The 19,133-nt window shown below is 74.0% G+C and carries 15 protein-coding genes; 4 read left to right on the top strand and 11 right to left on the bottom strand.

Features of this window, described 5'->3' with window-relative positions; translation table 11 throughout:
* Nucleotides 1-19 precede the first annotated feature (19 nt).
* From ACZ4WV_RS02480 to ACZ4WV_RS02465, 4 genes are all read right to left on the bottom strand, one after another.
* Nucleotides 20-1,003, bottom strand: a complete 984-nt coding sequence (locus tag ACZ4WV_RS02480) for a trypsin-like serine peptidase (protein WP_465741987.1) — start codon at nucleotides 1,001-1,003, stop codon at nucleotides 20-22.
* Between the two features lie 103 nt (nucleotides 1,004-1,106).
* Nucleotides 1,107-2,024, bottom strand: coding sequence for a carbohydrate kinase family protein (locus ACZ4WV_RS02475; protein ID WP_465741985.1), 918 nt, complete (start codon nucleotides 2,022-2,024; stop codon nucleotides 1,107-1,109).
* Nucleotides 2,025-2,147: 123 nt separating this feature from the next.
* Nucleotides 2,148-3,767 (bottom strand): MFS transporter, encoded by a 1,620-nt coding sequence (locus ACZ4WV_RS02470; RefSeq protein ID WP_465741984.1) that lies wholly within the window; start codon nucleotides 3,765-3,767, stop codon nucleotides 2,148-2,150.
* Nucleotides 3,768-3,982: 215 nt separating this feature from the next.
* Nucleotides 3,983-5,740: a DUF885 domain-containing protein gene (locus tag ACZ4WV_RS02465; RefSeq protein WP_465741982.1), complete on the bottom strand. Its 1,758-nt coding sequence runs from the start codon at nucleotides 5,738-5,740 to the stop codon at nucleotides 3,983-3,985.
* A gap of 164 nt (nucleotides 5,741-5,904) precedes the next feature.
* On the opposite strand from ACZ4WV_RS02465, the gene ACZ4WV_RS02460 reads away from it, so the two are divergent.
* Nucleotides 5,905-6,666 (top strand): TetR/AcrR family transcriptional regulator, encoded by a 762-nt coding sequence (locus ACZ4WV_RS02460; protein ID WP_465741978.1) that lies wholly within the window; start codon nucleotides 5,905-5,907, stop codon nucleotides 6,664-6,666.
* A 53-nt stretch (nucleotides 6,667-6,719) separates the two neighbouring features.
* On the opposite strand, the gene ACZ4WV_RS02455 is transcribed toward ACZ4WV_RS02460, so the two are convergent.
* A complete protein-coding gene (locus tag ACZ4WV_RS02455; RefSeq protein WP_465741976.1) occupies nucleotides 6,720-7,571 on the bottom strand; it encodes a fumarylacetoacetate hydrolase family protein in 852 nt (283 codons plus the stop codon).
* Between the two features lie 319 nt (nucleotides 7,572-7,890).
* Here ACZ4WV_RS02455 and ACZ4WV_RS02450 point away from each other — a divergent pair, with 319 nt between their 5' ends.
* On the top strand, nucleotides 7,891-8,589 hold the full coding sequence (locus ACZ4WV_RS02450) for an MBL fold metallo-hydrolase (protein ID WP_465741974.1): 699 nt from the start codon (nucleotides 7,891-7,893) through the stop codon (nucleotides 8,587-8,589).
* Here the strand turns inward: ACZ4WV_RS02450 and ACZ4WV_RS02445 are convergent.
* The 5 genes from ACZ4WV_RS02445 to ACZ4WV_RS02425 form a co-directional block, all read right to left on the bottom strand.
* Complete coding sequence (locus tag ACZ4WV_RS02445; protein ID WP_465741972.1) at nucleotides 8,545-9,762, bottom strand: serine/threonine-protein kinase; 1,218 nt, start codon at nucleotides 9,760-9,762, stop codon at nucleotides 8,545-8,547. The two genes, ACZ4WV_RS02450 and ACZ4WV_RS02445, sit on opposite strands and share 45 nt — an antisense overlap.
* A 428-nt stretch (nucleotides 9,763-10,190) precedes the next feature.
* Nucleotides 10,191-10,943 carry an amino acid ABC transporter ATP-binding protein gene (locus tag ACZ4WV_RS02440; protein ID WP_465742172.1) on the bottom strand — a complete coding sequence of 251 codons (753 nt, stop codon included), beginning with the start codon at nucleotides 10,941-10,943 and terminating at the stop codon, nucleotides 10,191-10,193.
* Between the two features lie 95 nt (nucleotides 10,944-11,038).
* Nucleotides 11,039-11,296 carry a hypothetical protein gene (locus tag ACZ4WV_RS02435; protein ID WP_465741970.1) on the bottom strand — a complete coding sequence of 86 codons (258 nt, stop codon included), beginning with the start codon at nucleotides 11,294-11,296 and terminating at the stop codon, nucleotides 11,039-11,041.
* Between the two features lie 82 nt (nucleotides 11,297-11,378).
* A complete protein-coding gene (locus ACZ4WV_RS02430; protein ID WP_465741968.1) occupies nucleotides 11,379-12,320 on the bottom strand; it encodes an ABC transporter substrate-binding protein in 942 nt (313 codons plus the stop codon).
* A gap of 136 nt (nucleotides 12,321-12,456) precedes the next feature.
* On the bottom strand, nucleotides 12,457-13,611 hold the full coding sequence (locus tag ACZ4WV_RS02425; protein WP_465741966.1) for an LLM class flavin-dependent oxidoreductase: 1,155 nt from the start codon (nucleotides 13,609-13,611) through the stop codon (nucleotides 12,457-12,459).
* 637 nt (nucleotides 13,612-14,248) lie between these two features.
* On the opposite strand from ACZ4WV_RS02425, the gene ACZ4WV_RS02420 reads away from it, so the two are divergent.
* Nucleotides 14,249-15,208 (top strand): amino acid ABC transporter permease, encoded by a 960-nt coding sequence (locus ACZ4WV_RS02420; RefSeq protein ID WP_465741964.1) that lies wholly within the window; start codon nucleotides 14,249-14,251, stop codon nucleotides 15,206-15,208.
* The gene (locus ACZ4WV_RS02415; RefSeq protein WP_465741963.1) at nucleotides 15,205-17,133 is read left to right on the top strand and encodes an FAD/NAD(P)-binding protein; all 1,929 of its coding nucleotides are present in this window, start codon (nucleotides 15,205-15,207) and stop codon (nucleotides 17,131-17,133) included. Before ACZ4WV_RS02420 ends, ACZ4WV_RS02415 begins: the two co-directional genes overlap by 4 nt.
* 77 nt (nucleotides 17,134-17,210) lie before the next feature.
* Here ACZ4WV_RS02415 and ACZ4WV_RS02410 read toward each other — a convergent pair whose 3' ends face one another.
* Nucleotides 17,211-18,986: a serine/threonine-protein kinase gene (locus tag ACZ4WV_RS02410; protein WP_465741961.1), complete on the bottom strand. Its 1,776-nt coding sequence runs from the start codon at nucleotides 18,984-18,986 to the stop codon at nucleotides 17,211-17,213.
* Nucleotides 18,987-19,133: the final 147 nt, after the last annotated feature.

Here is a 19,133-nt window from a genome sequence, read left to right as displayed (position 1 = left end):
GGGCCAGCGGGCCAGCGGGTCAGGACGCGGCGGACTCGGCCTGGGCGTACAGGTCGGCGATGGTGTGGTCGAAGTAGGCGCTGTACGAGAGGTCGTCGGTGTCACCGCCCTGCTGGTAGCCGCCGATGGCGCCGACCACCTCGCCGGTGGCGGTGTCGATCCACGGGCCGCCGCTGGTGCCGGACGGGTAGGACGGGCACTGGATGACGCGCTGGTAGGCGCTCTGCTTGTCGGTGCTGTTGGTGCAGAGGCTGGGCGTCTCGGAGTCGGCCGGGTAGCCGTAGAGGCGGACGGTGGCGTCGAAGGGCTCGTCGGTGCCCAGGCGGTTGCCGCCGACCACGTCCTCGACCTCGCGGCCGTTGCTGGGGGCGGTCTCCAGGATCGCGAAGTCCTCGTCCACATCGCCGTTCTGGGACCAGCCGCCGGCGGTGTGGACCGCGGTCACCTGCCAGGTGCCGTACGGGGCGGAGCCGTCGCGGTAGCCGGGGGCGAAGGTGATGCCGTCGGTGCCGGTGACGCAGTGCGCGGCGGTCAGCAGCAGGTTGCCGGTGGCGCTGTGCAGCACGCTGGCGGTGCAGAAGTGGTGGCCCGCCGCCACCGGGCCGCTGAACAGGGCGCCCACGGTGGCGGCTTCCTTGTCGTCGGCGGGGGCGGCGGCGGTGGTGCCGAGGGCGGCGCCGCGGGTGTCGGGGGTGGTCGGCGCGGTGGGCGCGGGGGTGTCGGTGGGGCTGGGCGCGGCGGCGGGGGTCGGACTGCCACTCGGGGTCGTGGCCGAGGCCGGGGCGGGTGCGGCGGGCTGGGCCGTGGTCGCGCTCGGCGAGGCGGTGGCGGCCGGCACGGTGACCCGGACGCTGCGGGCCGCCTTGCCGGCGGCGGACGTGTCGGACAGGTCCAGCCCGTGCGTCCCGGCGACCACCGCGGCCACCACGACGGCGGACAGCGCGGCGAACAGCGACGGGGCGAGCAGACGGCGGCGCGAGCTCGTGCGGCGGTGCTGACCCATGGCTGACTCCCCTGCCCTGGTAGTGGCGGCGTTCGGTCAACGACTATGGCGCCTCAGCCTGGAAGGGTGGTTACCGCAGGCTTGGAGGTCGATGAGAAATCGGTCACCGGCCCAACAGGTTATCCAGTGCGGCGGCCGTGACGAAGTCGGTGTGCGTACCGGCGCTGGTGCAGGCGAAGGCGCCGGCGACGGAGCCGGCCCGGGCGCAGTCCAGCGACGGGTGGCCGCGGAGCCAGGCGTAGAGGAAGCCGGTGACGAAGGCGTCCCCGGCGCCGTTGGTGTCCACCACGGGGCGGCCCGGGTCGACGGCGGGCAGGTGGTGCGGCACGCCGTCGGCGCGGGTGAGCAGGTGGCAGCCGTCGGCGCCGTCGGTCGCGATGACCACGGCGGCCCGGCCCTCGGCGAGGATCGCGCGCATCACCTGCTCGTGCCGGCCCCGGCAGCCGGCCACCGAGAGGAACACCAGGTCGGAGCCGAGCGCGTAGTCGCGGTGGTGCGGGTCGGCGCCGTCCCAGTCGTGCAGGTCGGTGGAGGTGGTGCGGCCGAGCCGGTGGAGGTCGCCGTACATGTCGCGGTTGACGCCGGTGATCGAGAGGTGGACGTGCCGGCTGCGTTCCGCGTACGGCAGGTAGAACGCGCGCGGCAGCCGCAGGTCGGCGGGGTGGCGGCCGTCGAAGAAGGAGAACCGGCGGCCGGCCGCGTCGACCAGGTTGACCCCGCGCGGGGTGCCGTGCGGGCTCACCAGGTGGGCGAAGTGCAGGCCGTGGCGCCGGTAGTGGGCAAGGACGAGGTCGCCCTGGGGGTCGTCGCCGAGGTAGTCCAGGAGGGCGGTGCGCAGCCCGAGGTGGTGGGCGCCGAGGGCGACGCCGTTGCCGGTGTGGCCGACGTAGTCGCGCACCGGCTCGACGTACCGCGAGTCGCCTGGCGGGATCTCCAGCCGGTCGACCCGGACGATGGTGTCCACGCCGGTGCCGCCCACGACGAGCAGGTCGAACTCGGCCGACTCGGTTTCCGACCGCATGACGGCGCCTCCTTGATCCCTGGACGGTGGCCAGGAGTCAAGCAGGCGCCGGAGGTTGACTGCAAGACCTTGCCGCAAGTTTCAAACTCCTCCTGTGGCAGGTTCCTGCCGACCGGGCCGCCGTCAGTCGGCCGGCGGCCGCTCCGTGCCCGCCTCCGCCCGGGTCTCGACGGGGGGCCTGACGTTGGCCTTGACGTCGGCCGCCGCGGCGGCCCTGGGGCTCGGCCGTCCGTCCACGGCCGGCACGGGCTCCGCCGTCTCGGCCCGGGCCGCGCCTGGGACGGCGGTCGCCTCACCGGGCTCGGGCCGGTGGTCGATCATCAGGAAGGCGATCAGCGCGGCCAGCAGCAGCACACCCATCGCCACCCAGGTGGCGACCACGTAGCCGTGCACCGCCCCCTGGGCCTGCACCCGTGGGTCGCTCGCGATCCGGGTGGCCAGCCACGTCGCGGTGGCGCTGGCGGCGATCGTGTTCAGCAGCGCCGTCCCGAGTGAACCGCCCACCTGCTGGGCGGAGTTGATGGTGGCCGAGGCCGCGCCGGCCTCGTTGGGGGCGACCCCGAGGGTGGCCAGGCTCATCGCCGGCATGAACACCAGGCCCATCCCGAAGCCGATCAGCAGCACGGCGGGCAGCACCATCGCCGCCCATGGGCTGTCCACCTTCATCTGGGTCAGCCAGGCCATGCCGCCCGCGGCCAGCAGCAGTCCGGGGGCGATCAGGTTGCGGGACGGCACCCTGGTCATCAGCCGGGCCGCGACGCCGGTCGAACTCAGCACGATGGCACCCGTCATGGGCAGGAAGGACAGGCCCGAGACCACCGGCGAGAAGTGCTTGATCGCCTGCAGGTAGTAGGTGAGGAACAGGAACAGCCCGAACATGCCGACCATGGCCAGGCCCACCGAGAGCGCGCCGCCGCCGCGGTTGCGCTCGGCCACGATGTGGATCGGCAGCAGCGGGTGCGCGGAACGCTTCTCGACCAGGACGAACACCACGAGCAGCGCCACGCCCAGGAGCAGCGAGCCGATCACCAGGCCGTCGCTCCAGCCCCGGGTCACCGCCTCGGAGGTGCCGAAGACGATCGCGAGCAGGCCGCCGCAGCCGAGCAGCGCCCCCGGCAGGTCGAGCTTGATCCGGCGCCCCTTGGCGATGTGGTCGCGCTTGAGCACGGTGAACGCCGCGAAGGCGGCGACCACGGCGATCGGGGTGTTGACGAACAGGCACCAGCGCCAGTTCAGGTACTCGGTCAGCAGGCCGCCGGCGATGAGGCCGATCGCGGCGCCGCCGCCGGCGATCGCGCCGAAGATCCCGAAGGCCGTACTGCGTTCCTTCGGGTTGGAGAAGGTGGTGGAGAGCAGCCCCAGCGCGGAGGGGGCGAGCAGGGCGCCGAACGCGCCCTGGAGGGCGCGGGCGCCGAAGAGCATGGCCGGGCCGTCCGCCGCGCCGCCGAGGGCGGAGGCGAGGGCGAAGCCCAGCAGGCCGACGGTGAAGACGCGCTTTCGGCCGAAGAGGTCGCCCAGCCGCCCGCCGAGCAGCAGCAGGCCGCCGAAGGCGAGGGTGTAGGCGGTGATCACCCACTGCCGGTTCGCGTCGGAGATGCCCAGATCCCGTTGGGCGGACGGCAGTGCGATGTTCACGATGGTGATGTCGAGGACGATCATGAGCTGGGCGATGGCGATGACTGCCAGGGCCCACCAGCGGCGACTGTCCGCCTCCTCATGACCGGTGGCTTGGTGCGCAGACACTGGTCGAGCCTTCCGGAGTGGGTACGGAGAGGTCACGCAGTCGCCTTCCAGCCAAGCGCCGGTGCGGACGAATGGCAAGCAAAAACCTGGTCAAAACGGCCAATACGGGACGAAATGACCAGGGCCCCGGGACTCTTGACCGAGTCCCGGGGCCCCGCCCCGGCCGCCTCCCGGCCGGCGGACGCACGCCGGACACACCGCCGGACGCAGCGCCGCTACAGCGCCGACAGCTCCGCGACCAGGTCGTCCAAGCCCAGGGAGCCCTGCGAGAGCGCCGCCATGTGCCAGGCCTTGAGGTCGAACTCCTCGCCCCGCGCCGCGTGCGCCGCCTTCGCCGCCGCCCGTCCGCGCAGCCAGGCGCGCTCGCCGAGCTTGTAGCCGATCGCCTGGCCCGGCAGGCCCAGGTAGCGGACCAGCTCGCTGTCCAGGAAGTCGGCGGACAGGCCGCAGTACAGCCCGAAGAACTCGCGGGCGTGCTCCGGGCTCACCGGCTCGCCCGGCTTGTACGGGGAGTCCGCCGGGAAGTCCAGGCCGAGGTGCATGCCGATGTCGATGATGACCCGCAGCGCCCGCATCATCTGAGCGTTCAGGTAGCCCAGCCGGTGGCCCGGGTCGGTGAGGTAGCCGAGCTCGTCCATCAGGCGCTCGGCGTACAGCGCCCAGCCCTCCATGTTGGCGCTGACCCCGCCGAGGCTCACCTGGTAGGTGGAGAGCCGGTCGGCGACGTAGTTCCACTGCGCGAGCTGCAGGTGGTGGCCCGGGACGCCCTCGTGGTACCAGGTGGAGACGAGGTCCCAGACCGGGAAGCGCTCCCTGCCGAGCAGCGGCAGCCAGGTCCGCCCCGGGCGGCTGAAGTCCAGCGAGGGCGCGGTGTAGTACGGCGCGGCGGCGCTGCCGGCCGGGGCGATCCGCGACTCGACCCGGGTGACCGGCTCGGCCAGGTCGAAGTGGGTGCCCTGGAGGTCCCGGACCGCCTGGTCCATCAGGCCCTGCAGGAACTCCCGGGTCGGCTCGGCGCCCTCGATGGCCGGGCCGTCCACCTCCAGCCACTTCATCGCCGTCATCGGGTCGGAGCCCGGGCGGACCTTCTCCGCCTCGGCCGTCATCTGCGCGTGCAGGTCGTGGAACTCGCCCCAGGCCCAGGCGTAGGCCTCGTCCAGGTCCAGGTCGGCGCCGGTCCAGTAGCGCACCCAGCGGCCGTAGCGCTCCCGGCCGACCGGGTCCGGGGTGCCGGCGGCGGCAGGGGCGTACACGTCGCGCATCCAGTCGCGCAGCGCGGCCAGGGCTTCGGCGGCGGCCACCGCGTGGGCGGACAGCTCGGCGCGCACGGCCTGCGGGGCGTCCTGGACGAACTGCCCGAACCAGCCCGCCCGGCGCCCGTCACCGCCCTCGTCCGGCTCGCCGGGCGTCGCGCCCTCGGCCGGCTCCCCGCCGCCCAGCCACTCGCCGAACTGCCCGATCACCGTCTCCACCTGGCGCGGGCCGGACAGCAGCCCGCGCTTGATGCCCTCGGCCAGGGTCTGCCGGTACTGCTCCAGTGCCAGCGGGAAGCGGGCCAGCCGGCGGCCGATCACCCGCCACTCGTCCTCGGTGCCGGTGGGCATGAGGGTGAAGGCCTCCCGGGTGTTGTGCACCGGGGAGGCCAGGTTGCGCACCGCGCGGAGGTTCTCCCCCGCGTCGTGGACGGCGAGCTCGGCGGTCAGCCGCTCGCGCAGCAGCCGGGCGCAGCGGCGCTCGGACTCGTCCTCGGCGGCGCCGGCCCGCTCGGCCTCGTCCAGCCGGGCCAGGGTGCGGCGGGCGAGGTCGGCGATCGCCCCGGTACCGGCCGGGGAGAGGTCGGGCAGCCGGTCGTCCTCGGGGTCGAGGCCGAGGTACACCGCGGTCAGCGGGTCGAGGTCGGCCAGCTCGCGGACGTACGCGTCGGCGATGCGGCGCGGGGTACCGCCGCCGGAGTTGATCAGTTCTTCAACCATTCGGCCATCATGGCGTTGCCGGGCCCGATTGCAAGCCCCTTCCGCGGACCGGTTGACCAGCACCGGCCGGGCATCCGACGGACGGTGGGCGCCGCAAACAGCCGTTCGGAAAGATCCGTGCCTGACAGGTCCCGATCGGTCCGACGCCCATTACGCTGACCGCCATGGACGCCCGCCCCACCACGGCAACCGGCCCGGTCCCCGCCCGCGCCGCACCCGCCCCTCGGCCGCGCCGCACCGGCTACCGGCGGCTGCCGGTCGAACAGCGGCGCGAGCAGCTGATCGCGGTCGCCCTGGAACTGTTCGCCGCCCGGCCGCCGGAGGAGGTGAGCCTGGACGACGTCGCCGAGGCCGCCGAGGCCTCCCGGCCGCTGGTCTACCGCTACTTCGCGGGCGGCAAGCAGCAGTTGTACGAGGCCGCGCTGCGCACCGCGGCGGACGAGCTGACCAGCCGGTTCACCGTCCCGCCGGACGGGACGCCGTCCGAGCAGCTGGCGGCCGTGCTGGACGGCTACTTCGACTTCGTGGCCGAGCACCAGGCCGGCTACTCGGCGCTGCTGCGCGGCGGTTCGGTGGTGGAGACGGCCCGCACCTCGGCGATCGTGGACGACGTGCGGCGGGTCGCGCTCAAGCGCACCCTGCGGCACCTCGGCGTCCGGGAGGCCGGACCGCGGCTGACCCTGCTGGTGCGCTCGTGGATCGCGATGGTCGAGGGCGCGTCGCTGAGCTGGCTGGACGAGGGGCGCGAGCTGCCGGTGGCACAGCTGCGGGACTGGCTGGTGGACCAGTTCACCGCGATGGCGGCGGCGACGGCGCTGCACGATCCGCAGACCGCGCGGGTCCTGGCCTCGCTGCTCGCGCTGGACGGCCCGCGGACGGACCGGGCCGAGCGGCTGCGCGCGGTGCTGGCGGGGCCACAGCAGTAGCCGCGCGGTAGACGTTCCCGACCCCCGTGCCAAGGGTCGGGCGCGCGCGGACGCTACGCCTTGCCGAGCACCTGGCGCTGGCGGCCGAGCCCGTCGATCTCGATCTCGACGATGTCGCCCGGGGCGAGGAACGGCGTGCCCGGGCGGCCCAGGGTGACTCCGGCCGGGGTGCCGGTGACGATCACGTCGCCGGGTTCCAGCACCATGAACTGGCTCGCGTACCGGACGAGTTCGAGCACCGGGAAGATCATCTCGGCGGTGTTGCCGTGCTGCCGCTGCTCGCCGTTGACCCAGAGCCGCAGCTCCAGCGCCTGCGGGTCGGCCACTTCGTCGGCGGTGATCAGCCAGGGCCCGAGCGGGGTGAAGGTCTCCGCCGACTTGCCCTTGTCCCACTGGCCGCCGCGCTCGAACTGGAAGGCCCGCTCGGTGACGTCGTTGGCGATCGTGTAGCCGGCGATCACCCCGGCGGCCTCGGCGTGCGAGTCCAGGTAGCGGGCGGTGCGGCCGATCACGATCGCCAGCTCGGCCTCGTAGTCGGTCTTCTCGCCGCCGCGCGGCACCAGCACCTCGTCGTACGGGCCGACGACGGTGGAGCTCGGCTTGAGGAAGATCACCGGCTCGGCCGGGATCGCGGCCCCGGCCTCGGCCGCGTGGTCGCGGTAGTTGAGCCCGATCCCGACCACCTTGCCGGGCCGGGCCACCGGCGCGCCCACCCGCAGGCCGTACAGGTCCACCACCGGGAGGACGCCCGCGGCCACCTCCCGGGCCAGTGCGGCGGTGTCCAGCCCGGCCAGGAACGCCCCGTCGAGGTCGCGGGCGCGCCCGGAGAGGTCGTACGCGGTGCCGTCGTCGCCCAGTACGACCGGACGCTCGGCGCCCGGGGGTCCGACGCGGAGGAGCTTCATCGATCCGTCACCAGCCTTTCGTCGCAGCTCACCGGGGCGGCGCGGACACCGCTCCCGAGTCTGGCAACGAGGTATATCAACGGGCCGGGGCGCCGGACCAGACCGTCTCGATGGGCGAATTCCCATCAAAACCCACAGGAGCCCGGGGGCCCGAATCGGTGGCCCGTACGGTTGACACGCCCGGGTCGGCCCCGGGTCGGCCCTTACTCCCCCTTGATCGCCGCCCCGGGATCGCTCCCCTCCGCCAGGCCCGGCTGCCCGGGACATGCCGAGAGCGAAACCGGGCGTGCGGCGGCGCCGGAGGGCGCAGGATCCGGGCATGGAGATCACCCGGGTACGCGACGAGTTGCACATGATCACCCTGGCGTTCGGCACCGCCTACCTCTGGCGGGACGACCAGGGACTGACCCTGGTCGACACCGGTACCGCCGGCTCCGCGGACGCGATCGAGAAGGGCATCCGCGCGATCGGACTGGACCCGGCCGCGCTGCGCCGGATCGTGCTCACCCACCACCACGAGGACCACACCGGCTCGGCCGCCGAGCTGGCCCGCCGGTGGAGCCCCGAGGTGGTGGCGCACCGGCTGGAGGCGCCGGTCATCCGCCGCGAGCAGCCGGCCGCGTCGCCCGTGCTGGACGACTTCGAGCAGCAGCTGTGGGACGGCCTGCCGCCGATCCCGCCCGCCGAGCCCTGCCCGGTGCACCGCGAGGTCGGGGACGGGGACGTGCTGGACATCGGCGGCGGCGCGGTGGTGGTGCACGTGCCCGGACACACCGACGGCAGCATCGCGCTGCACCTGCCCGGGCCCGGCGTCCTGTTCACCGGGGACATCGCGGCCAACGTCCAGGGCCTGACCAGGCCCGGAGTGTTCAACACCGACCCCGCCCTGGCCCTCGCCTCCTTCCACCGGCTGGCCGCACTGCCGGTGGAGACGGCGGTCTTCGGGCACGGCGACCCGATCGCCGCGGGCGCCTCAGCCGCCCTGCGCGCCGCCGCCGAGCAGCACCCCCAGGCTTAGGTCCGCCCCCTCGCCCTCGCCCGGGCCGAGCCGGCCCAGCTCCCGCTGCCAGTGCGCGAGGTCGCGGCGCAGGTCGGCCCGGGCCTCCTGGGTGGCGCCGGGCTCCGTCGTCAGCGCCTCCAGCAGGGCGACGGCGGCGCCCCGGTCGCCGCCCCGGGCCAGCCAGAGGGCCAGGTCGTGGCAGGTGCGCAGGGTGCGGGGGTCGGTGGGGCCGCAGATCCGGGCGAAATCGGGGACGAGCGTGCGCAGGATCTCCACGGCCGCCGCCGCGTCGCCCTCGGCGCCGCGCCGCCAGGCCTGATCGGCCCGGCGGCGCAGCTGCTCCGGGCTCGGGTCGTCCGGCCGCAGCATCCCGGGCCGGATCCGGCGCAGCCGTTCCAGCACCTCGGCGGCGTCGGCCGGCCGGTCGGCGGGTCGCTTGGCGAGCAGCTGGGCGACCAGGTCGGCGAGCGCCGGGTCGTGGCTGCGGATCCGGGGCGGCACCGCCTCCAGGTGCTTGACCATGTACCCGTACGGCGAGTCGGCGTGGAAGGGTCGCCGGCCCGTGCTGACCTCGTACAGCATCACGCCGAAGGCGTAGAGGTCGGCCCGGCCGTCCACGGCGGCGCCGGACCAGCACTCGGGTGCCAGGTACGGGACGGTGCCGACCACGCTGCCGGTGGAGGTGAGCCCGGTGGTCTGGGTGAGCAGCCGGGCGATGCCGAAGTCCAGCACCTTCGCGCGCTCCCCGCCCTCCGCGATCATGACGTTCTCGGGCTTGATGTCCCGGTGGACGACGCCGCTGCGGTGCGCCGCGTCGAGCGCCTCGCAGACCTGGCCCATCCAGGCCAGTGCCCGCCCGTGGTCCGGCCGGCCGTCCTTGAGGATCGCGGACAGCGGCCGGCCGCGGACCAGCTCCATCACCAGGTAGTGGATCTCCCCCTCGCCGTCCGCGATCCGGCCGTAGTCGTGCACCGTGACGATGTGCGGGTTGGACAGGCCGCCGGCCAGCTTGGCCTCCCGGACGAACCGTGCGACGGCCTCCGTGTCGGCGGCGTGTTCGGCCAGCAGCAGCTTGACCGCGACCTCCCGCTCCAGCCAGTCGTCGGTCGCCCGCCAGACCACGCCGAAGCCGCCCTTGCCCAGCCACTCGTCCAGCCGGAACCGGCCGTCGAGCACCTCGCCCTTGTGCATGCCCTCCCCCAACTCGACCGCGCCCGTACGTTGTTCGCCGTCGGACGGGCCACCATAGCGGCGGGCGGGGACGAACGGGTGAACGACGCGGGGCCCAAGACATTGCCGCTGCTACGGCTTGGGCTTGGGCAGGCCGGGCGGGTTGATCTCGGAGCTCTGCACTGCCTCGCCGTCCAGGCCCCAGCGCTTGAGCACCTGCCCGTACGTGCCGTTCCTGATCACCTCGTTGATCGCTCCGTTGAGCGCCCGGACCAGGCTAGGTGGCGAAGTCGTACTTCTCCTTGCGCTCCTCGGTGACGGTGATGTTGGACAGGCCGACCGCAGCCGGCCAGGGTGAGGGCGGCGGCGAGCGCGGCGGTGGCGAACGCGGGGGCGCGACGGGGTAGGGACACGATACAACTCCTGCTGGGCGAAGGGGGTTTGGGGGTTCAGAGGACCTTGGCCAGGAAGGCCCGGGTGCGCTCGTGCCGCGGGCGGTCCAGGACCTCGGCGGGCGGGCCCTGCTCGACCACCACGCCGCCGTCCATGAAGACGACGGTGTCGGCGACCTCCCGGGCGAAGCCGATCTCATGGGTCACCACGATCATCGTGGTTCCGCTGCGGGCGAGGTCCTTGATGACGTCCAGCACCTCGCCGACCAGCTCCGGGTCGAGCGCCGAGGTGGGCTCGTCGAACAGCAGCACCTTGGGCTCCAGGGCGAGCGCCCGGGCGATGGCGACCCGCTGCTGCTGCCCGCCGGACAGCTGCCGGGGGTAGCCGGCGGCCTTGTCGGCCAGCCCCACCCGCTCCAGCAGCACCAGCGCCGTCGCCCTGGCCTCGGCCCTGGGGCGGCCCAGCGCGGCGATCGGCGCCTCGACCAGGTTCTCCAGCACGGTCAGGTGCGGGAACAGGTTGAAGTTCTGGAACACGAAGCCGATGCCGGTGCGCTGGCGCAGTACCTCGCGCTCCTTGAGCTCGTACAGCCGGTCGCCGGAGCGCCGGTAGCCGATCAGCTCGCCGTCGATCGCGACGTGGCCTCGGTCGAGCTTCTCGAGGTGGTTGATCGCCCGCAGCAGGGTGGACTTGCCGGAGCCGGACGGGCCGAGCACCACGGTGACCGAGCCCGCCGGGACGTCCAGGTCGACGCCGCGCAGGACCTCCAGTGGGCCGAAGCTCTTGTGCAGGCCGCGGACCTGCACCATCGGCGCGGCCCCGGTCGCGGTCGCGGGGTCAGTGCCGGCACCGGTGCTGGTGCTGGTGCCGGCGCCGGTCGCGGTGCCGGTCCTGGTCAGGGCGGTCACGGGTTACCTCCGGTGGTGCGGACGGGCAGGCCGCGCAGGAAGGCCCGGAGGCGCTGCGGCGGGGTGGGCGGCGGGGTGCGCCGGGCACCCCGGGAGAAGTAGCGCTCGACGTAGTACCGGCCGATCCACAGCACGGTGGCCAGCACCACGTACCAGACGGTGGCGACCATCAGCAGCGGCACCACCCGGCCGGTCCGGCCGTAGATCACCTGCACCTGGTAGAACAACTCGCCGATCGCCATCGCGTACACCACCGAGGTGCCCTAGAGGAGCGAGAGCTGACGGTCATCGGGACTCCTTCGACGGGCCCTGCGCGGCGTCCCACGGCGCCGGGCGTCACGGGCGTTCGGGCGGGCTGATCTGCGACTGCGGGATGGCCGAGTCGGCGAGTCCCCACTTCCTGAGGATCCGCTGGTACGTCCCGTCCTCGATCAGCTGGTTGACCGCCGCCTGGAAGGCCGGGGTGAGCTTGGAGCCCTTCTTGAAGGCGAAGCCGACGTCCAGCCGGTGGAACTCGTTGAGGAAGCGCACCCCGGCGGCGTCCCGCGCGGCCTGGTGGCGCAGGCCGTTGATGGTGGACATCTCGACGTCCACCCGGCCCTGCTGGAGGCCGGTCAGCAGCGCGCCGCCCTCGCTGAACGCCTTGACCTCGTACGGCCTCCTCCCGGCGTCGGTGCACACCCCCTTCCTGCTGGTGAGCGTGGTCTCGAAGGTGGTGCCGGCGCCGGTGCCGACGGTCAGCCCGCACAGCTGGACCAGGTCGGTGATCGGCTGGACGGCGGTGTTGTCCTTCTTCACCGCGAAGCCCTGGCCGTCGTCGATGTAGGTGACGAAGTCGATGGACTTCAGCCGCGCGGTGGTGACCCCGAAGTTGCCGGTGCCGACGTCGAACTTGCCGCTGTCCAGGGCGGGCAGGATGGTCTCGAAGGCGGCCTCCTCGCGTTGCACGGTCAGGCCGAGCAGCTTGGCCACCGCGCCGGTGAAGTCCACGTCCACCCCGACGGGCTTCCTGCTGACCTGGTCGGCGTAGAAGGCGCTGGGCGGGGTGCCGAAGGACGAGCCGAACTTCAGTACCCCGGCCGCCCGCACCTCCTCGGGCAGCAGGGCCGCGGCCCTCTCCGACCGGGCCAGGCCGGAGACGACGTCCTCGGTGGCGGCGGACCCGCCGGCCCGCGCCGTGCCCGCGATCCTCGGGTCCGAGCCGCACGCGGCCAGCGCCAGGACGGGCAGCAGGGCGGCGGCGCCGAGCAGCCGGCAGGCGGCGGTGGTGGTTCTCACGAAGGGCCTTTCATCGGGTCGGGACCAGGGCCGGACCGTAGCGGCTGACGTACTCGTGGGTGGGCTCGCGCGCAGCAGCGGCTCGACCAGCGGGTCGTCCAGGCCGACCCGCCGGAACCCACTGCGCCGTCCTCGCTCACGCCTGCGCCGCGATCAGCTGGTTGCGCTCGTGCACGGCCCGCGCCGCCGCCTCGGCCTTGGCGGCGTCCCGCTTGGCGACCTCCTCGCGCACGATCGGGATGACGTGGCGGCCGAAGTCGATCGCATCGCCCAGCAGGTCGTAGCCGCGGGCGGAGAGGATGTCCACGCCCAGGTCGTAGTAGTCCAGCAGCGCCTGGGCGACCGTCTCCGGGGTGCCGACCAGCGCGTTGGAGTTGCCCGCGCCACCGGTGGCCGCCGCGGTCGGCGTCCACAGCGCGCGGTCGTAGCGCTCCCCGGCCTCGGCGATCTCGATCAGCCGCTGGGAGCCGGTGTTCTCCGGCGTGGCGGTGACCGGGCGGCGGCGCGCGGCGAGCTCCCCGCTCTCCCGGCGGGCCCTGATCGCGGCCACCGTGCGGTGCGCCTTCTCCCAGGCCAGCTCCTCGGTCGGCGCGATGATCGGCCGGAACGCGACCTGGATCCGCGGCACGTCGGTCCGTCCGGCGGCCCGCGCGGCCTCCTTCACCCGTTCGATCTGCTCGGCGGTGCGGGCCAGCGGCTCGCCCCACAGGCAGTAGATGTCCGCCTCGGCGCCACCGGCCGCGTAGGCCGCCTCCGAGGAGCCGCCGAAGGAGACCGCCGGGCGCGGCTGCTGGACGGGGAAGACGTCGGAGACGAAGTCGTTGAAGCGGTAGTGCGGGCCCTCGTGGTCGAAGGGCTCCCGGCTGGTCCACGCCTTCTTCACGATGCCGATGTACTCGCGGGTGCGCTCGTAGCGCTGGTCCTTGCTGAGGAAGTCGCCCTCGCGCTGCTGCTCGTGGTCGGTGCCGCCGGTGATGAAGTGGACGGTGAGCCGGCCGTCGCTGATCCGGTCCAGGGTCGCGAAGGTCTTGGCGGCGAAGGTCGGGTAGGAGACGTTCGGCCGGTGTGCGAGCAGGATCTGCAGCCGGTCGAGGTGCGAGGCCAGGAAGGCCGCGGCGGCGGCGGGTTCCGGCGAGCCGGAGCCGTACGCGAAGAGCACCCGGTCCCAGCCGTGGTCCTCGTGCGCCCGGGCCAGCCGCAGGGTGTAGTCGCGGTCGAAGGCGGCGGTGGTGCGCGGGTGGGTCTCCGAACCGTCGCCGGTGGCGGCGATGCCGAGGAATTCGACGGGCATGGCGGAACCTTTCGGGTGAACGGGCTCCGGGGGCTGCGGGCGCGCAGACCGGAGGCGGCCGCGGCGGGGCGGCCGTCGGGAACGTGACGGTGAAGGCGGAGGCGTGCGGGAGGGTGGCTGCCGGAGCGCGGTGCGAGGTCATCGGCGAGCAGCGGGCACCTGACGCGTCGTCGGTCGCGGACTACGGTCCCGGCCCGGAACGGGGTGAGCCGAGGGAGGGCTCCCCGCCGGGAGAGTCAGGCCGGACGGGCGGCCAGCTGCCCGGTCAGCCGCGACACGCCGCGGACCACACCCGACCGAAGTCGATGTGGTCGCGGGTGACCAAGGGCTGCTCGGCGTACATGCCCTCAAGTTGAGCAGTCGGCCGAGGAGTACGTCAACCACCCATCATTGCCGCACTGTTGCGATCTCCTGTCACTTTTCCGAAGCGGCCCCGACGCCGCTCGGAGCGGCTTTCGACCGCGCCCGGCCACCCTTGACAGCCGTCGATCGCGCCTGCGTACGATCGGCGCGGAGTGCAGAGTGCAGTGCGATGCGCCGGCCGTGTTGAGGGACGCGGGCCGGCGCCGAGGCCCGCGTACGTGATCACCGCCGTACCCCTGCCCCCCCGCCCGCACTCCGCCCAGGAGCCGCCGCCATGGCCACCCCGCAGGACGTCCTGCCCACCCCCGCCCGCACCGCGAGCCCCGCCCCGCCGCTGGCCCCCGACCCGGGCGCCCGGATCGTCGCCCGCCGCAAGCCCGGCCAGTGGATCGCCGCCGCGGTCGCCCTGCTGCTCGCCGCGATGGCGGTCAGCTCGGTGATCCGCAACCGGGCCTTCCAGTGGGGTGTGGTCGCCGACTGGTTCACCGCGCGGTCCGTGCTGAACGGTCTCACCCTGACGCTGTGGCTGACCGTCGTGACCCTCGCCCTCGGGTTCGTCCTCGGCACCGTCCTCGCCGTCATGCGGCTGTCCGCCAACCCGGTGCTGCGCGCGCTCAGTTGGGGCTACACCTGGATCTTCCGGTCCACCCCGCCGCTGGTGCAGCTGCTGTTCTTCTTCAACATCGGCGCGCTCTACCCGACGCTCGGCCTGGGCATCCCGTTCGGCCCCGAGTTCGTCACGGTGCGGACGGTCAACCTGATCGGCCCCACCCTGACGGCCGTCATCGGCCTCACCCTGCTGGAGACGGCGTACGCCGCCGAGGTGATCCGCGGCGGCATCCTCTCCGTCGACCGCGGCCAGTTGGAGGCGGCCGCCGCGCTCGGGCTGGGCCGCCGGCGGGTGCTGCTGCGGATCGTGGTGCCGCAGGCGATGCGCGCCATCGTGCCGACCGCCGGCAACATGCTGATCGGCGCGCTCAAGGGCACCAGCATCGTCAGCGTGCTGGCCGTGTCCGACCTGCTCTACTCGGTGCAACTGGTCTACCTGCAGTCCTACCAGGTCATTCCGATGCTGATGGTCGCCACCCTCTGGTACCTGGTGGTCACCACCGTGCTGTCCGTCGGGCAGTACTACGTCGAACGGCACTTCGCCAGGGGCGCCAGCCGGGACGGCTTGCCGCCCACGCCGTTGCAGCGCGCCCGCGCGGCCTTCGCCAAGGTGGTACGGGCATGACGGCTCTCGTCATCGTCGGCGCCGGACCGCGCGGCACCGGACTGCTGGAGCGGATCGCCGCCAATGCCGCCGAGCTCCTGCCCGCCGACCGGCGGTTGGACGTCCACCTGGTCGACCCGTACCCGCCCGGCGCGGGCCGGATCTGGCGCCGCGAGCAGTCCCCGCTGCTGCGGATGAACTCGATGGCCGAGGACGTCACCATGTTCACCGACGAACGCTCCACCATCGAGGGGCCGGTCCGCCCCGGCCCCTCACTCGCCGAATGGGCCCGGCGGCGGCGCGAGTTCGCGCCCTACCGGGAGGTCGCCGACCCGGCCGTACGGGCCGAGCTGGACGCCCTGGCCCCCACCGACTTCCCCACCCGGCGGGCCCAGAGCGCCTACCTGGACTGGGTGTTCCGTCGCGCCGTCGCCGACCTTCCGCCGCACGTCACCGTCACCGTCCACCGGGACACCGTCCACCGGCTCGACGGCCCGGCCGACGGCCCGCAGACCGTCCACCTCACCGACCGGACGCTCACCGCCGACCACGTCGCCCTCACCCTCGGCCACCTCGACTCCGCCCCGCACCCTCGCCACACCGCCGACTCCGAGTTCGCCGCCCGGCACCGCCGCTTCCACCTCCCGCCCGCCTACTCCGCCGACGTCGAGGCCGAACTGGCCGGCATCGCCCCCGGCGAGCAGGTGGTGGTGCGCGGGATGGGCCTCGCCTGCGTCGACCTCGTCACCCTGCTCACCGAGGGCCGCGGCGGCCGCTTCGAACCCATCGGGGACCGGCCCGGCCTGCGCTACCGCCCGTCCGGCCGCGAACCGGTGCTTCACCTCGGCTCCCGGCGCGGCGTCCCGTACCACTCCAAGACCGACTACCGGCTCCAGGGACCGCCCGCCCCGCTCCCCCGGTACTTCGGCGCGGCCGCCGTGGACGCCCTGCTCGCCACCGGTGGACCGATCGAACTGCGGCGCGACGTCTGGCCGTTGATGGCCAAGGAGGTCGGCTTCGGGCACTACCACGAGCTGTTCCACGCCCACCCCGAACGCACCGCCCTGCCCTGGCCCGAGTTCCTGGCCCGCTACGACCGGCACGGCTGGTACTCCCCCGACCTCGCCGCCCTCATCGCCGAGGCCGTCCCCGACCCGGCCGACCGGATCGACTTCGAGCGGCTCGACCACCCCCTCGCCGGGCTCGAACTCGGCTCCGCCGAGGAACTCCAGACCCACCTGCGCCACTACGTCACCGCCGACGCCGACCGGCGGCGCGACCCCGCGCACAGCGCCGACCTCGGCGCCTTCCTCGCCCTGCTCTCCCTGTTCGGCCAGCTCCCCCGGGTACTCGCCGCCGGCCGGCTCACCGCCCGCTCCGTCGCCGAGGAGGTGGACGAGTGGTTCTTCGGCTTCTTCAGCTTCCTCGCTTCCGGTCCGCCCGGCTTCCGGCTGCGCCAGCTGCTCGCCCTCTCGGAGGCCGGCGTGGTGTGCTTCCTCGGCGCGGGCGTGCGGGTCGAGCGGGACGAGGCCACCGGCACCTGGCGGGCCCGCGGCGCCACCGTGCCCGGCCACACCGTCACCGCCACCGCGCTGGTCGAGGGGTACTTGCCCAAGCACGCGCTGGCCCGCACCCTCGACCCGGTGCTGCGCCAACTGCACGGCGCCGGACGGCTGGTGGAGGAGGTGGTCAGCGACGGCGAACACACCCACCGCTCCGGCCTGGTCACCACCACCCCCGCCGACGGCCGGCTGCTCGACCCCGCCCTCGGCGGCGCCCCCCACCCCCGCCGCACCGCACTCGGCCCGCACACCAGCCTGCGTACGGCGGCCGCCTTCGCCCGGCCGCGCACCGACGCCCCGGCCTTCCGGCAGAACGACGCCACCGCGCGGGCACTGCTCCGGGCACTGGCCGCGCTCCCGGCGGCACCGGCGCTGGCGGCGTGACGGCGTGAGCGGCTCGTCGGTTCGGGCTCAGCGGCCGTGCGGGCTCAGGGACCGTGCGGCTCAGGGACCGGGCGGCCTCAGGGGCCGAAGATCTCCTCCACCAGGTCCTCGTCCGAGACGTGGTCGGGAGCCTCGAACACCACGTCGGCGAAGCCCTTCAGGCCCATCCCCCGGTCGAACGCGTCGATGCAGGCGTGGGCCTCCTGGTCGGTGGCGAAGTCCCACACCCGCAGCCGCCGGACCAGCACCAGCGCCTCGATCCGGTTCAGCCGCGGCGCCCGGTAGCGCTTCGCCGCCCCCTTGCGGCCGGCTGCTTGGGCGAGGCGCTGCTGGTAGCCGGCCAGGTCCTGCCAGGCCTGGAGGGTGCTCGGGTGGTGCTCGCCCAGCGTACGGGCGAGGTCGGGCAGCAGGGCGTGCAGCAGCGCCACCGCGCGCTGCAGGTCGCCCCGGTCGGCGTGGTGCGCGGCGAGGTCGTGCCGGGCCTTCAGCACCCGGACGTCCTGCGCGCCCCAGCCGGCGTGGAGGTCCGGCAGCAGGTCGTTCATCAGCCGGATCGCGGTCACGGCCGAGCCGCTCTCGCCGATGCACCACACCAGGTGGCAGCGGGCGCCGAGGGTGTCCGGGTCGGTCGGGCCGAGCGCCGCGCGCATGTCCTCCACCAGGGCGGACAGCAGCCGGATCGCGCCGTCCAGGTCCCCGGCCCGGCTGAGGTACCAGGCGAAGTCCCGCCAGGTGCAGAGGGTGTCGCGGTCGGCCGCGCCCAGCGCCGTGACGCACTCCTGGGCGATCGCCTGCAGCTGGTGCGCCGCATCGCCCGGCGTGACGGCCCGGTAGGCGGCCGCGCGGCGCTCGCGCAGCCCGGCCCGTACGGCCTCGGCGGACGGCGGGGCGGCGACCACCGGCGGCGTGGTCAACGGCGACAGCACCGACGGCGCGGGCACCACCGGGGGCGCGAGCGGCACCGGAGGTACGGCCGGCGCGGTCGGGGGCACCACCGGAGGCACGGCCGGCACGGCCGCCGGCACCGCCGCCGACTCCGCCAACCGCCGCTCGACCGCACGCGCGTCGGCCGGCCGGTCCGCCGGGTCCTTCGCCAGCAGCTCCGCGACCAGCCCCGCCACCTGCGGCGGCAGCCCGAACTGCGCCGGGTCCAGCGGCGCCGGCGGCTCGTTGAGGTGCTGGTACATCAGCACCGGCGTCGATTCCCCGGTGAACGGCCGCGCCCCGGTGAACAGTTCGACCAGCACGCAGCCCAGCGCGTAGAGGTCGGCCCGCCCGTCCACCCGGCCGCCGGTCCACCGCTCGGGCGCCATGTACGCCGGGCTGCCGACGATCGTCCCGGTGGTGGTCAATCCGCCCGCCCCGGTGTCCAGTTGGGCGATCCCGAAGTCCAGCACCTTCAGCTGCCCGGCGTCGGTGACCATGATGTTGTCCGGCTTGATGTCCCGGTGCACCATGCCCGCGTCGTGCGCGGCCGCCAGCGCGGCGCTGATCTGCCGCCCCCAGCGCAGGCTGAGCGCCGGCTCGGGCACCCCGGCCCGCAGCACCTCGGTCAGGGTGCGGCCGGTGAGCAGTTCCATCACCAGGTAGGTGACCTCCTGGCCGCCCTGCTCGCACTGCCCGAGGTCGTGCACGGTGACGATATGCGGGTGGGAGAGGTTTCCGGCCGCGCCGGCCTCCCGAACGAACCGCAGCGCGGCCTTCGCGTGGTCGCCGCCGTGGTGCCCGATGACCTTGACCGCCACCGGCCGCCCCATCCGGGCGTCCTGGGCCCGCCACACCACCCCGAAGCCGCCCTGCCCGAGCTTCTCCCGCAGCTCGTACCGGCCGTCGAGGACGTCACCGACTCGCACGCGCCCCTCCCCTCCCGTCATGGCGTCCGTCCCGTCATGACGCCCAGACTCTACCGACGGCCCTCCCGCCGGTCCGGCCCAGGTGGAAGGATGGGCCCGAGCCCCGCGACGGTGCGGCGGTTCGCCGCAGCAGAGCCCGAGGAGCGC

This window comes from Kitasatospora sp. NPDC029312, assembly GCF_055569215.1.
The sequence above is the reverse complement of the archived record's forward strand: the minus strand, read 5'-3'. Positions and strand labels throughout refer to the sequence as shown.

Excerpts from the sequence above, each read along its gene's own strand:
- ACZ4WV_RS02480 (WP_465741987.1), bottom strand. The coding sequence starts at position 1,003 with ATGGGTCAGCACCGCCGCACGAGCTCGCGCCGCCGTCTGCTCGCCCCG.
- ACZ4WV_RS02475 (WP_465741985.1), bottom strand. The coding sequence starts at position 2,024 with ATGCGGTCGGAAACCGAGTCGGCCGAGTTCGACCTGCTCGTCGTGGGC.
- ACZ4WV_RS02465 (WP_465741982.1), bottom strand. The coding sequence starts at position 5,740 with ATGGTTGAAGAACTGATCAACTCCGGCGGCGGTACCCCGCGCCGCATC.
- ACZ4WV_RS02460 (WP_465741978.1), top strand. The coding sequence starts at position 5,905 with ATGGACGCCCGCCCCACCACGGCAACCGGCCCGGTCCCCGCCCGCGCC.
- ACZ4WV_RS02455 (WP_465741976.1), bottom strand. The coding sequence starts at position 7,571 with ATGAAGCTCCTCCGCGTCGGACCCCCGGGCGCCGAGCGTCCGGTCGTA.
- ACZ4WV_RS02450 (WP_465741974.1), top strand. The coding sequence starts at position 7,891 with ATGGAGATCACCCGGGTACGCGACGAGTTGCACATGATCACCCTGGCG.
- ACZ4WV_RS02445 (WP_465741972.1), bottom strand. The coding sequence starts at position 9,762 with ATGCACAAGGGCGAGGTGCTCGACGGCCGGTTCCGGCTGGACGAGTGG.
- ACZ4WV_RS02440 (WP_465742172.1), bottom strand. The coding sequence starts at position 10,943 with ATGGTGCAGGTCCGCGGCCTGCACAAGAGCTTCGGCCCACTGGAGGTC.
- ACZ4WV_RS02425 (WP_465741966.1), bottom strand. The coding sequence starts at position 13,611 with ATGCCCGTCGAATTCCTCGGCATCGCCGCCACCGGCGACGGTTCGGAG.
- ACZ4WV_RS02420 (WP_465741964.1), top strand. The coding sequence starts at position 14,249 with ATGGCCACCCCGCAGGACGTCCTGCCCACCCCCGCCCGCACCGCGAGC.
- ACZ4WV_RS02415 (WP_465741963.1), top strand. The coding sequence starts at position 15,205 with ATGACGGCTCTCGTCATCGTCGGCGCCGGACCGCGCGGCACCGGACTG.